The sequence below is a fragment of the Clostridium celatum genome (assembly GCF_021412605.1).
GTDB lineage: Bacteria > Bacillota > Clostridia > Clostridiales > Clostridiaceae > Clostridium > Clostridium celatum.
This window is the reverse complement of record NZ_JAJKGM010000017.1, coordinates 37,273-49,275: the sequence shown is the minus strand read 5'-3', so window position 1 is coordinate 49,275 and position 12,003 is coordinate 37,273. Positions and strand designations below refer to the sequence as shown.

Sequence of the window (12,003 nt, the reverse complement as noted above, 5' to 3'; positions counted from 1 at the left end):
ATTATCTTTCCTCCTCTGCCTTTTTAGAAACTCTTAATACTGCAGCAACACCACAAATCGCTGTAAATAAAACTATTGATTCTCCTAATGTATCATATCCCCTAAAATCAAATACTGTTGCTGTTACTGTGTTTATAGCACCAGTCTCTGTCATAGTTTCATTTATTATTATTTGAGATGCATCACCAAAATGTTCTGGCTCTGATCCCATCTTAAAGGCCGTATAGGAAAATATTGCAAAAACCAGAAAAAGTATTAAATAAGTTATTTTCTTTTTCATTTCTTTTCCTCCTTTACCTTCTTATCTTTAACTTTATTCATTGTTACAATGAATATTACTGGTGTTAATATTGCACCAACTGCTGCTTCTGCCAATGCAACATCAGGAGCTTTTAGAATTAAAAACTCTAATGCTAAAAAACTACCTAAAACAACCATAGCTATTATGCAATGCAATATATCATCTAAAAAAAATATACAAAGAGCGGATATAACTAAGCCAATTACTATAAGTGTATTTAAAATACTTAAACTATTCATTTATATCCCTCCCATAATGATCAACCTTTGTTTTATCACATAATGGGACTTTTATTTTGTAGGCTGCTCTTGACATAGCATGTGCTGCAACTGGATTGCTTATAAGCAAAAATATCATGATAATTAATGCTTTTATCCCCAAAGATATATTAGAATTACCAAAACCATAAATGCTACAAGCTAAAGCTATTGGCATAGCTCCCATAGTCGCTATATTAGTTGCTGATTGAAGTCTACAAAAAGTATCAGGCATTCTAATTACACCAATAACTCCTGCTAAAGTGAAGAATAGCCCAATTATTATTAATATACAAACTATTACTTCTAACACAGACATCACAATTCCCCCTCTAAATATTTAGAAATTAAAACTGTACCTATAAACCCTAAAAGAGTAATTATTAATCCAAGGTCTAAAAACATTGCCCTTCCTTCAGTTGTTCCAAATAAAATCATTATTACTCCTAAAATTATATCTATAGAATCTGCTGCTAATACTCTATCTATTACTGTGGGCCCTTTAAATACCCTATATATTAGAACTAACGCTAGGATGGCCAAAATTATGGATACTACTGTAAATATAAGATTCATATTCATTATTTAAAAAGCCTCCTTACAAAATATTCAAACCTACCCTTTATAATCTCTGATGCTCTTTCTGTATCTTCAGTTTCAACATCAATCCAATGAATATACATTGCATTTTTATCTTCTTCTTCATATATATCCATAGTTATAGTTCCAGGAGTTAAAGTTATACAATTTGATAACATTGCAAGACCATAATCTGACTTTAAATCAGTTGTTATTTTTACTATTCCTGGATTAATATTTAACTTTGGAGATAAAGCTTTTATTGCAACTACGAAATTTGCTTTTATTAATTCCCATGTGTATACTGGAATGAATATTATTAAATTAATTATTCTTAAATTTTTAAATAACCAAAATCCATCTTGTGGTGCAAAAAATGAACTTGTAAAACAACTAACTACTATGGCTACAATAGCACCTACTATAAGTTCTTGATGACCTAATTTAAATATATTAAAATCTTGCATTAAAAATAAAATCCAAAATAAATATGACAAAATAAAGGTCGAGATAAATGCTGTACCTTTTTTCATTAAATATCCACCTTCTCTTTTATATTTTTTTTAATAGCCAATTTATAAATTTTTTAGTTCCCCCTTCTTTTAATGAGTCCACTTTAAATATTTTAGAATATGGATTTCTAAGAAGTGTTTGCTTTTCAACTTCATTGTCATCAAATTTAAAATATTTAATCATATCATATTTTGTAATTACTACTGCATCAGCTTTTGAAAACATTAAAGGATATTTAACAACCTTATCATCGCCCTCTGGAACACTTAATAACGCTATTTTTAAAACTTCTCCAATATCAAATTCAGCCGGACACACTAAATTTCCTATATTCTCCACTATAACCAAATCTAAATCATCTAAGTCAAATTCACCAATAATATGCTTAATAGACATAGCTTCAATATGACAAGCACCTTGAGTATTAAGCTGAACTACAGGAATTCCCTCCCCTTTTATTCTTTTAGCATCTATAGTCCCCTCAATATCCCCTTCAATTACACCTACTTTTTTATCATATTTTTTTAATTCATTTATCAAATTTAATATAAATGTTGTCTTTCCTGCACCTGGCGATCCCATTATATTTATCATTGATACTGATTTTTCTCTTAGTTCTTCTTGTACTTCTTTATGACAATCTTCATTCCACTCTAATATTTGTCTCACAACTTTTATTTCCATCTTAATCAACCTCCATGGTATCTAAATAAAACTCTCTTCCTTTAATTATTTTATAGTTATTACCTTTACATTTAGGACATACATAATTATTTTCTCCAAGTTCACCTTTGTATCCACATTTATTACAAGTTATAGCAACCTTTATTTTCTCTATATTAATTTCCGCTTCTTCTGCAATTGTATCTTTTGCAACTATTTTAAAATAGTATGATATACAACTTGGAACTAAATCAGTTAATTCTCCAACCTTTATATTTAACTTTTTTATTCTTTTAACATTATACTTTTCGCCTTCATCTATACATATCTTTAGTATAGATTGTGTTACAGCTAATTCATGCATGATTTATTACCTATCCAAACATGAAAAACATGGATCTATACTAGCAACTATAAGTCCAGCATCTGCAATTGTATTATTTTTGAGCATAACAGGAACAGTCATTGCATTCTTAAAGGTTGGTACATGAATATTAACTCTTCCATTGGTTTGTCCACCATTGGATACTACATAATAAGTTACTTCTCCTCTTGGTGCTTCTGTAACTGCTATATACTCCCCTGCTGGAACTTTAGGTATTTTATTGCCTAAATTAATAGGACCTTCTGGCATATTCTTAAGTGCTTGCTCAATAATCTTGCAGCTTTCTTCTATTTCAATTAATCTAATCACAGCCCTAGAGAAAACATCTCCATCATTTGCTAAAGCTACATTAAAATCAAAATCTTCATAACAGTTATATGGCATACTTTTCCTTACATCAAAATTTACTCCTGATGCTCTTCCATGTGGTCCACAAGCCCCATAATTTAATGCATCATCAGTTGTTAAGATTCCAACTCCCTTTGTTCTTGCTGCTATACTTGAATCTTTAGCATATACATTATAAATATTTTTATATTCTCTTCTTAATTCTTCTATCATTTTTAATACCGTATCTTTTTGTTCTTTGGTAATATCTCTTCTAGCTCCCCCTACTATATTCATAGCATAATTTACTCTATTACCTGATATAACTTCTAACATATCCATTATCTTTTCCCTTGATGCAAAACACATCATAAATAATGAATCAAAAGCAATTATATGAGCAGCTAATCCTAACCATAAATAATGTGAATGTAATCTCTCCAATTCACTTATTATTACTCTTATATAACTTCCTCTTTTGGGAACTTCCATTCCTGCAATATTTTCTACAGCTAAACAATATGTCATGGCATGAGAGTGTGAACAAATTCCACATACTCTCTCTACTAAAGTTATTGTTTGAATATAATTTCTAGACTCTGTTAATTTCTCTATTCCTCTATGGTTATATCCTATAAATACTTCAGAATCTTTTATAATCTCTCCCTCTGTAAGTAGTTTTACATGAACCGGTTCTTCCAATGCAGGATGATAAGGTCCTAACGGTAAAATATAACTCACTTTTTTACCCCCTTTATTTATCTTTCAATTTCTTTAATTCTTCTAACGTCATAATAAGTATTTGTCCTTCTCCATTCTTAAACTCTTCCGGCAAAAATAATCTTCCACTAAATTCAAGTCCATCAAATTTTACTGGCATCATCTCTTGTATTTCTTCTTCAAACCATTGTGCACCCTTATATATATTAGTTAATGTTGGTATTCTATCTTCTCCGATTATTCGATACTGCCCTCGAACATCATCATATTCTAATGTATACACTACAATATTAGTTTTTTCTTTATTTACATATCCATTTATAGCGACTAATCTTCCACCTTTATCCCTAATATTTTTAACTATAGTTAAAAGATTTTCCTTAGAAATCTCATTAATAATATTATTACCCATGATTTTTCCCTCCTCTCTTTCTATTTTACTTTTTTTACCATTTCCATAATCTAATTATACTTCATTTCTATTTACAATTTAATATATTATGGTCATTTTAAAAAAATATCTTTTTATTCTTACTTATCACATTACTTATATTTTTTTGTTTTATATATACATTTTTTATGATATAATACATAATATATGATTGTTGTTTACATAGTATAATTTATAATTAAAGGAGTTTTTGCAATGGGTTTCAAAGATAAAATGACGAAATATTACTCTGATGCATACATGGAAAAATACGGAGATAGAATGACAAGTGTTTCTGGTACAGTCTTATCAGTAAAAAGTGAAACTAAAAGTTTTCTAGGTATTTTTAATAGATTACATGTTTGGTTAGTTGTTAAATCTGATGCAGGTAAGCAAATAGCTAAATGTGAATATAAGAGAAATAGATGGTTTAAAAAGCCTGAATTTATAGATATTAATCAAGGTCACAAAGTAATTATCATGGGTATTAAAGGTGAAAAAGGTAAAGCTAATTCAGAAGTTATTATGGCTTCTAACATCGCAAACTTAAGCACTAGAAAAGACCTTCATCCATTCGATCACAGCCAAATAAAGAAGGCTAGACAACAAGCTACAAAAATGAGATCAAGATAATAAAAAGAGTCGCAAAATAGCGACTTTTTTTATTATAAATATTTATCTATCAATATATTTCTATTTTTATATTTCTATTTTTCTTAAAATTATCTTTTTTAAGTATATTTTTTATTAATTATTTTAACATTTTATTCTATTTTTTTTCATTTTACCTCATCTTTAAACACACTTTAAGTATGCTTTTTGTAAAATACCACACTTTTATATTCATTATATGTACAAAATGTCTAATCTTTTTTATTCCTTATTTATACAAAAATGTTATAATATATCATATAAATTACAAAAAGAGAGGTGTTAAATATGAATTGTTGGTCAATACTTGGAATAGCTCCTACAAAAGATGTAAAAAGAATAAATGAAACATATGATAATCTGTTGAAAAATAAACCTTCAAAAAAACAAATGCTTAAAGTTGCATATGATAAAGCTGTAACATTAGCTAATTCATCTATTCAAGATATCGCTGGTGGTATAACTAAAACTAACAATTCTAATATATTAAATTACATAACTAACTATTGTAATGATAATACTCACATAGATAATATCTCTGATATTTTTTCTAGACTTAATTATATTTATTCTGATAGTTCTCTTAGATTTAATGAAAAGAATTGGATGTTAATATTAAATAACATCAGTTTTGATGATGAAAATACATTTGCTATTTTAGAAAATAAGTTTATTAACTTTTTAATAACTCACAGATATATACCAAATAAAATATATGTTTTTCTCAACAAAAAATTTAATTGGACTGAAAGGAAAAATTATCTTTATTCTCTATATAATAAAAATTCTATAGACTTACTTTTAAATACAATTTCAAATCCATTACCTATATCTTATAAATATCTTTCAAATATTAATCCAGAAATTGTAGAAGAGTATTTATCATTAAGAGAAAAAGCATATATCTATTTTAAAGATTCAAACATAAAAGAAAGTTATAAAAATCTAATTGCAGCCTATTCTCTTTATAAATTTGATTTTGATTTATTAAAATTATTAGGAAGTTATTATTATGAAAAAAAGGATTTTATAAGTGCATTACGTTATTTTAAAGAAGCACTTGATATCAATAAAAATGATTTATACTGTCTTTCAAAGTATGGTCATATTCTTTATAGCTGTAAACAATATTCTAATGCCGTTATTTACTTAGAGAAATACTTAGCTAATATTAGAAACGACTTAGATATATCGTCATTATACGACTTAGCCTATAGCTATTATTATTCTTTTGATTACGATAAATCTGAAAGGTTATTTAAAATTTTATTAAAACTAAACCCTAAAGATACATCATTAAATAACTATATAAAAAATATAAAAGAAAATAATTCAAACACTAAAGTCGCGCCAATTGTAAGACCTTCATATGAAAAATATATCGATAGTCAAATTGCACTATTTATTAATAATCTAGAGGAAATATACAGTAATTTTAATCTTAGAACTTCATTAAATATTTGGGAAAACTTTATTAACAACCATATGAATGACTCTAAATTATTTTATATTTTGGAAAATGAATTACTATTATTTTTAGAAAAACATAAATATATTCCTACCGAAGTTTTAAAGTTACTTCAAAAGCAATTTAATTGGAACGAACGCTATAATGAACTTATCACACTCTATCCTAAAATAAACATTAATTTTATATTTACAGAATCAAAAAAGATTAATGCACCTAGCTATAAATATTTAGCTAATGTACCTAATGATCTCTTAGAAATATATCTTGAAAATCGTACTTTAGCATCAAATTTAATTGATTCCAAATCTAAAGATGCATTAAAGTATTTAGATTTAGCTCATAATATTTATACAGAAGACTGTGAATTATTTAGATTATATGGTGATTACTTTTCTTATATGAATTTAACTTATGATGCTATAAACTATTATAAAAAAGGACTAGCACTAGATTCTAATAATTTTTTATGTTCTATTAATTTAGCTATTTTATTAGTTGATGTAAAACAATATAAAGAAGCTCTTTATTATTTAGAAAAAGAAGCTAATTCTATATCTGGTTGCCTTTTTACTAATAACGAAAATTTCTTATATAGATATGCACTTTGCTACTACTATACTAATGACTTAAACAATGCAAAGATTAACTTTAAAAAGCTACTTAAACTTGCTCCTAACCTTCACTATCCAAAAATATACTTACGCAATATTAATAATAGGTTAGCTGGCAGAACAAAGAAAATAGTTAATATAGAAGTTATAAATAACCCTAACTATAAAGAAAAAGAATTTATTCCTAATACACTTAAAACTATCTCAAATATTTTCAGCAATATGAAATATCTCTACAAACACTCTTAACTTTATTCTTGTCTAAAGTTAATAAAAAAATTATTATATAACATTCTTAAAGTTAATGTTCTTGCTACAAACACTATATAAAATATAGCAAGGACATTAACTTTTATACTAATATCCTTAATTATTGCTAAAATAGCCATATAGAAAAATTTATTATAATATTGTAGTGAAAATATTTGTAATTAATTTTTTAACTTCACTATAGTTTGCAATAGTCTATTTACAATGCTCACAGGCATATTGACGATCACACTCCTGTAGAGTACCACTATTTATTACTTTACTTCTTGAAAGTGTTCTACATGTACTACTCATATGATAACTCTTTCCTTTTGGAGTCCAGTATACTGTTATTAGAGTTTCTTCCGTTAATATATCTGTATCTTCATCTATTTCTTCGGCATTTATATAACTTTCAATATTTTCTTCTTTTTTTTCATCAATATCTATTTTAATTTCACCTATATATGTACTTTTCTCATTAATATTATTTTGATTTTCATCTATTATATCTATACTTATTAAATCTTCAATCTTATTATCATACTCACTAATCTCTACTTCTTCTGAAATATCTTCATCTTCTATTTGAACAGTATTTTCATATACTTTTTCTTCTTCATTATAAGAATCTTCTACTTTTACAGTTTCTATTTCTTTATTATTTTTTGATTCTTTACTATTTTCATCCTTATATTCTTTAACTTCTTTATTCTTATTTTTATCCTTCTTCTTAAATATATCTAATGGTAAATTTTCAACAACTGTAACAACTGCTTTTCGTCTAAAAAATTCTCCTTTAAATAGATATATAATACAACATACTACTATTATTGATACTATTATTTCAAACATTATTAATTTATCTTCCTTATTACATATTTACAAAATTTTAATCTAATAGCTATCAGTTGTAATACTATAATTTCTATAAATAAATTATATGAAACTATATAACAACTTCTAACCTTCTGTTAAATCTAAATTTTCTTATAATTAAAAATTCCGTGTATTTATAGTATTTAACTCTTTTGATTATACTATTACCATCAATGTAAATAAAGTGCTATTTATCAATATCATTAACTTATTTAAATAAAATTTTAATATTCTCTCTTTTTAAATTAAAATAAAATCCACAATGTATAATTTTAGGTATTTATACATATCTAAAATCGCATTGTGGATAATTTTATTATTACATTTTAAACCCTTAGTAAACTACTAATTCTGTATCATTAATAGCCTTTTCAACCATTGCATCTATATCTAAAACTGATTCAGCTTTTCTCATTGCTTCTAATTGTGGTTTTGTTTTAGGGTGCTTTGGTACGAATATTGTACAACAATCTTCATATGGTAATATTGAAGTTTCAAATGTTCCAATTTCCTTAGCTATATCCATAATTTCTTCTTTATCCATAATTATTAATGGTCTAAATACTGGTCTATCTGCACAATCTGTACTTACTATTAAACCTTCCATTGTTTGACTTGCAACTTGACCTATACTTTCACCACTTGAAATTGATTGTACTCCATACTTTTCTGCTAAAGCACAAGCACATCTCATCATAAATCTTCTCATTAATATAGTTAATTCATCTGGTCTGCACTTTTCCATTATATCTAATTGAATTTCTGTAAACGGAACAATATATAAGTTAACTCTTTCTGTATATTTTGCAAGTATTTTTGCTAATTCTTTAACCTTATCCTTAGCTCTTTCAGAAGTATATGGATGACTGTGATAATAAACACAGTTAAGTTCAACACCTCTTCTTGCCATTAAATAACCTGCAACTGGTGAATCTATACCACCTGATAACATAAGCATTGTACTACCATTCATTCCATAAGGTAATCCTCTTACCCCTTTTATTTTATCGTTACTTGTACATATATATGCCTTTTCTCTTATCTCTACTTTAACTAAACATTCTGGATTTTTAACATCAACATCTAAATCGCCTTCAAAATGATGTAGAATATATCCTCCAACATCCCTAGATGTTTCTATTGAATTTAAAGCAAACTTTTTATTTGCTCTATTTGTTTCTATTTTAAAAGTCTTAGGATTAGCTTCTTTAATTCTCTTTAAACACTCTTCCTTAATTGCAGTTAAATCTCTTTCAACTTCTGTTACTATCCAAACTTCAGCAACTCCAAAAACCTTTCTTACTCTTTCTGTAGCTTCTTTTATATTTTCTGCCTTAATAAAATATCTACCTTGATCAGTAATAAACTCATAGTTTAATCCTTCAAGCTTTTTCTTTATATTATCTCTTAATTTCTTTTCAAATTTCCCTCTATTTTGCCCCTTTAAAAATATTTCTGGCGCATACTTAACTAATATTAATTCATTACTCATCTTTTTACTCTCCTTAAAAACACTAACGACTTCTTTAGTACGTCAATTGTATAATCTACATCATCTTTTGTATTTTCATATGAGAAAGAAAATCGTATCGCTGATTCAATTTCTCTATTATTTAATCCTAAAGCTTTTATTACATAACTTCCATGAGCTGCACTAGATTTTGATGTACACGCAGAACCAGTTGCAACATAAATTCCTTGATCTTCTAATAAGTGTAATAATACTTCTGCTCTAACACCTAAAAATGATACATTTAAAATATAAGGTGAAAAACCATCTAAAGGACTATTAATTCTAATATTGTCTATTTCTTTTAATCTTTCTATAAAATAAGCTTTAACTTCTAATACTTTATTATAATTTAAATCCATATTTTCAAAAGTAATTTTAGCAGCTTTTTCAAATCCAATTACTCCAGGTAAATTTTCAGTACCTGCTCTAAATCCTTTTTCCTGTTCACCACCAGAAATAAGAGAATTTAATACAATCCCCTTTTTTATGTATACAAAACCTACACCTTTAGGTCCATGTATTTTATGCCCTGCTACTGTTAAAAAGTCTATTTTTGATTTATTAACATCAATAGGAAGTTTTCCATATCCTTGAACTGCATCTATATGTAATTTAGCTCTATTACTTTTTTCTTTTATTAGATTTCCTATAGCTTCAATATCTTGTATAGCTCCCATTTCATTATTTACATACATTATTGAAACTAAAACAGTATCTTTACATATTGCTTCTTCCAAATCTTCTAATGAAATTTTACCTTCACTATCAACATCTAAATATGTAACCTTAATGCCTCTATCTTCTAATTCTTTACAAGTATTAATTATAGAATGATGTTCAAAAGTTGTTGTAATTAAATGATGTCCTGGCTTTAATAGCCCTTTTAAAATTAAGTTATTTCCTTCACTTCCTCCAGAAGTAAAGTATATTTCATCTTTATTACACTTAATAGTTGATGCAAAATATTCTCTTGCTTCATTTAATCTCTTTTCACATTTCATTCCTATCTTATGTAAAGATGATGGATTGCCAAAATACTCCTTCATACCTTTACTAACTTCTTCTATTACTTCATCGTAAGGCACAGTAGTTGCACTATTATCAAAATAAATTTCCATTGACAATCACTCCTTTCCTTTAGTATTTGCATCACATTATTTTAAAATTCTATCATTTACTTTAACATAAGTAAATAATTTATAAAAGAAAAATCTAGTATTCCTATATATTTTGTATGAAATCTAATAATAAATAAAAAATCTTTTAATACGCTTTATTCTATTTAAATTAAAGAACTTTAAAATACTAAATCATTTAGTGTATCATGATTAATTGTAGTTGCTAAAAGTATAAGTAATATTGCAATTAAACTTCTATAATTGCTTTTTATTGTTTTCTCATTTCTTGCTTCACCAGTTTGTGCAGCTGATGTCATATAACTATCCCATATAATAAAAGTAAAAATTGATGTTGATAATAAATATAACTCATTAGTTATTTTAGGGCTTTCACTTAAATCTGCTAAATTTTCAGAGTAATTTGTACCATTTATTTGATCTGAAACCTGCATTCTTTGCCAATTAATATATTCAGCACTTAATAAAATCCCATAAATAGTTATAAATATTCCGATTAAAGATAAATTTAATATTGACTGTTGTTTTAGTAATGCTTCCTTTTCCTCCTCAGTCAAAGTGCTTTGTTCCTCAGTAGTAGTATTATTTTCTGTATTATTTATAGTTTCTTTATTCTTACTTCTTTTGGCAGTACTATTTTTATTATTTTTCTTCATATCATATAGCCCTAAATTAGTTTTCATTATAATATATTCCTAATATTAATTGTTGATACCTTATAGTCATCTTCTATTGTTTTAAAGTTCTTTCATCTTAATTTAATTCACATATGATATTTGCTTAAAATTTTTTTATAGAAAAATAACCAATGCTTCTTAATTGAAACATCGGTTATTGTTGCTTTTCATTAATTTTTAGCTTCTAAAACTAAATGTTACTTTTATTCCATTGCTATAAATTCTACTTTATCAACAAACTCTAATTTACTTAAGTCTTCAAGTACTTTACTTAATTCAAGCTTTATTGTAGAAATATCTATTGTTAAACTTAAATTTGCTAAATTATTTATTGGAATACCTTGATCTATGGTTAAAATATTTCCACCTTGCTCTGAAATAAAATTTAATATATTTGAAAGCACTCCCTTCTCATGTCTAATTATCATATTAAAAGTAGCTTTTCTACCATTAGACATTTGTGAAAATTCAAATACATAATCTTTATATTTATAGTAAACACTTCTACTTATTCCTACAAGCTTAGTAGCTTCTGTAATTTCTTTAACCTTTCCTTCTTGCAATATTTTTTTAGTTTTCATTACCTTTTCAAAAACCTCAGGCAAAACTTTTTTATCAATAACTAAATAATCACCATTCAT

16 protein-coding genes are annotated in these 12,003 nt (G+C 26.3%); 2 read left to right on the top strand and 14 right to left on the bottom strand.

All coding sequences use genetic code 11. From position 1 onward, the window contains the following. Position 1 precedes the first annotated feature (1 nt). From mbhE to LPC13_RS08855, 9 genes are read right to left on the bottom strand one after another with little or no spacing between them, the layout of a single operon-like run. Entirely contained in the window at positions 2-280 is a 279-nt protein-coding gene (mbhE, locus tag LPC13_RS08895) for a hydrogen gas-evolving membrane-bound hydrogenase subunit E (RefSeq protein WP_005210175.1), read from the bottom strand. Next, a complete protein-coding gene (locus LPC13_RS08890) occupies positions 277-540 on the bottom strand; it encodes a hydrogenase subunit MbhD domain-containing protein (protein WP_005210172.1) in 264 nt (87 codons plus the stop codon). Before LPC13_RS08890 ends, mbhE begins: the two co-directional genes overlap by 4 nt. Next, entirely contained in the window at positions 533-877 is a 345-nt protein-coding gene (gene mnhG / locus LPC13_RS08885) for a monovalent cation/H(+) antiporter subunit G (protein WP_005210170.1), read from the bottom strand. Before mnhG ends, LPC13_RS08890 begins: the two co-directional genes overlap by 8 nt. Then, positions 877-1,140, bottom strand: a complete 264-nt coding sequence (locus LPC13_RS08880; RefSeq protein WP_005210169.1) for a monovalent cation/H+ antiporter complex subunit F — start codon at positions 1,138-1,140, stop codon at positions 877-879. Before LPC13_RS08880 ends, mnhG begins: the two co-directional genes overlap by 1 nt. After that, complete coding sequence (locus tag LPC13_RS08875; protein ID WP_195244891.1) at positions 1,140-1,670, bottom strand: Na+/H+ antiporter subunit E; 531 nt, start codon at positions 1,668-1,670, stop codon at positions 1,140-1,142. The genes LPC13_RS08880 and LPC13_RS08875 overlap by 1 nt, the downstream gene beginning before the upstream one ends. 19 nt (positions 1,671-1,689) lie before the next feature. Next, on the bottom strand, positions 1,690-2,334 hold the full coding sequence (gene hypB / locus LPC13_RS08870; protein ID WP_234088756.1) for a hydrogenase nickel incorporation protein HypB: 645 nt from the start codon (positions 2,332-2,334) through the stop codon (positions 1,690-1,692). Between the two features lies 1 nt (position 2,335). Continuing rightward, entirely contained in the window at positions 2,336-2,677 is a 342-nt protein-coding gene (gene hypA, locus LPC13_RS08865; protein ID WP_005210164.1) for a hydrogenase maturation nickel metallochaperone HypA, read from the bottom strand. Between the two features lie 6 nt (positions 2,678-2,683). Beyond that, positions 2,684-3,766 carry a hydrogenase large subunit gene (locus LPC13_RS08860; RefSeq protein ID WP_005210163.1) on the bottom strand — a complete coding sequence of 361 codons (1,083 nt, stop codon included), beginning with the start codon at positions 3,764-3,766 and terminating at the stop codon, positions 2,684-2,686. Between the two features lie 13 nt (positions 3,767-3,779). Then, entirely contained in the window at positions 3,780-4,157 is a 378-nt protein-coding gene (locus LPC13_RS08855; protein WP_005210161.1) for an NADH-quinone oxidoreductase subunit C, read from the bottom strand. 234 nt (positions 4,158-4,391) lie between these two features. On the opposite strand from LPC13_RS08855, the gene LPC13_RS08850 reads away from it, so the two are divergent. Both LPC13_RS08850 and LPC13_RS08845 read left to right on the top strand, forming a co-directional pair. Beyond that, positions 4,392-4,808: a hypothetical protein gene (locus LPC13_RS08850; RefSeq protein WP_005210159.1), complete on the top strand. Its 417-nt coding sequence runs from the start codon at positions 4,392-4,394 to the stop codon at positions 4,806-4,808. A 306-nt stretch (positions 4,809-5,114) separates the two neighbouring features. Beyond that, on the top strand, positions 5,115-7,157 hold the full coding sequence (locus LPC13_RS08845) for a tetratricopeptide repeat protein (protein WP_005210157.1): 2,043 nt from the start codon (positions 5,115-5,117) through the stop codon (positions 7,155-7,157). 216 nt (positions 7,158-7,373) lie between these two features. On the opposite strand, the gene LPC13_RS08840 is transcribed toward LPC13_RS08845, so the two are convergent. The 5 genes from LPC13_RS08840 to LPC13_RS08820 all read right to left on the bottom strand — a co-directional run bounded on the left by LPC13_RS08840 (position 7,374) and on the right by LPC13_RS08820 (position 12,003). Then, entirely contained in the window at positions 7,374-8,012 is a 639-nt protein-coding gene (locus tag LPC13_RS08840) for a hypothetical protein (RefSeq protein WP_005210152.1), read from the bottom strand. A gap of 358 nt (positions 8,013-8,370) precedes the next feature. Continuing rightward, positions 8,371-9,528 (bottom strand): tRNA uracil 4-sulfurtransferase ThiI, encoded by a 1,158-nt coding sequence (gene thiI / locus LPC13_RS08835; RefSeq protein ID WP_005210150.1) that lies wholly within the window; start codon positions 9,526-9,528, stop codon positions 8,371-8,373. After that, on the bottom strand, positions 9,525-10,667 hold the full coding sequence (locus tag LPC13_RS08830) for a cysteine desulfurase family protein (protein ID WP_005210148.1): 1,143 nt from the start codon (positions 10,665-10,667) through the stop codon (positions 9,525-9,527). Before LPC13_RS08830 ends, thiI begins: the two co-directional genes overlap by 4 nt. 179 nt (positions 10,668-10,846) lie before the next feature. Continuing rightward, positions 10,847-11,341 (bottom strand): hypothetical protein, encoded by a 495-nt coding sequence (locus tag LPC13_RS08825; protein ID WP_234088755.1) that lies wholly within the window; start codon positions 11,339-11,341, stop codon positions 10,847-10,849. A 224-nt stretch (positions 11,342-11,565) separates the two neighbouring features. Continuing rightward, positions 11,566-12,003 carry an ACT domain-containing protein gene (locus LPC13_RS08820; RefSeq protein WP_040418440.1) on the bottom strand — a complete coding sequence of 146 codons (438 nt, stop codon included), beginning with the start codon at positions 12,001-12,003 and terminating at the stop codon, positions 11,566-11,568.

Bases quoted from the DNA above. Each gene is read 5' to 3' on its own strand.
- LPC13_RS08850 (WP_005210159.1), top strand. From the start codon at position 4,392: ATGGGTTTCAAAGATAAAATGACGAAATATTACTCTGATGCATACATG.
- LPC13_RS08890 (WP_005210172.1), bottom strand. From the start codon at position 540: ATGAATAGTTTAAGTATTTTAAATACACTTATAGTAATTGGCTTAGTT.
- LPC13_RS08875 (WP_195244891.1), bottom strand. From the start codon at position 1,670: ATGAAAAAAGGTACAGCATTTATCTCGACCTTTATTTTGTCATATTTA.
- LPC13_RS08820 (WP_040418440.1), bottom strand. From the start codon at position 12,003: ATGAATGGTGATTATTTAGTTATTGATAAAAAAGTTTTGCCTGAGGTT.
- LPC13_RS08830 (WP_005210148.1), bottom strand. From the start codon at position 10,667: ATGGAAATTTATTTTGATAATAGTGCAACTACTGTGCCTTACGATGAA.
- LPC13_RS08845 (WP_005210157.1), top strand. From the start codon at position 5,115: ATGAATTGTTGGTCAATACTTGGAATAGCTCCTACAAAAGATGTAAAA.
- mnhG (WP_005210170.1), bottom strand. From the start codon at position 877: ATGTCTGTGTTAGAAGTAATAGTTTGTATATTAATAATAATTGGGCTA.
- LPC13_RS08880 (WP_005210169.1), bottom strand. From the start codon at position 1,140: ATGAATATGAATCTTATATTTACAGTAGTATCCATAATTTTGGCCATC.
- LPC13_RS08855 (WP_005210161.1), bottom strand. From the start codon at position 4,157: ATGGGTAATAATATTATTAATGAGATTTCTAAGGAAAATCTTTTAACT.
- LPC13_RS08840 (WP_005210152.1), bottom strand. From the start codon at position 8,012: ATGTTTGAAATAATAGTATCAATAATAGTAGTATGTTGTATTATATAT.
- hypA (WP_005210164.1), bottom strand. From the start codon at position 2,677: ATGCATGAATTAGCTGTAACACAATCTATACTAAAGATATGTATAGAT.
- thiI (WP_005210150.1), bottom strand. From the start codon at position 9,528: ATGAGTAATGAATTAATATTAGTTAAGTATGCGCCAGAAATATTTTTA.
- LPC13_RS08825 (WP_234088755.1), bottom strand. From the start codon at position 11,341: ATGAAGAAAAATAATAAAAATAGTACTGCCAAAAGAAGTAAGAATAAA.
- hypB (WP_234088756.1), bottom strand. From the start codon at position 2,334: ATGGAAATAAAAGTTGTGAGACAAATATTAGAGTGGAATGAAGATTGT.
- mbhE (WP_005210175.1), bottom strand. From the start codon at position 280: ATGAAAAAGAAAATAACTTATTTAATACTTTTTCTGGTTTTTGCAATA.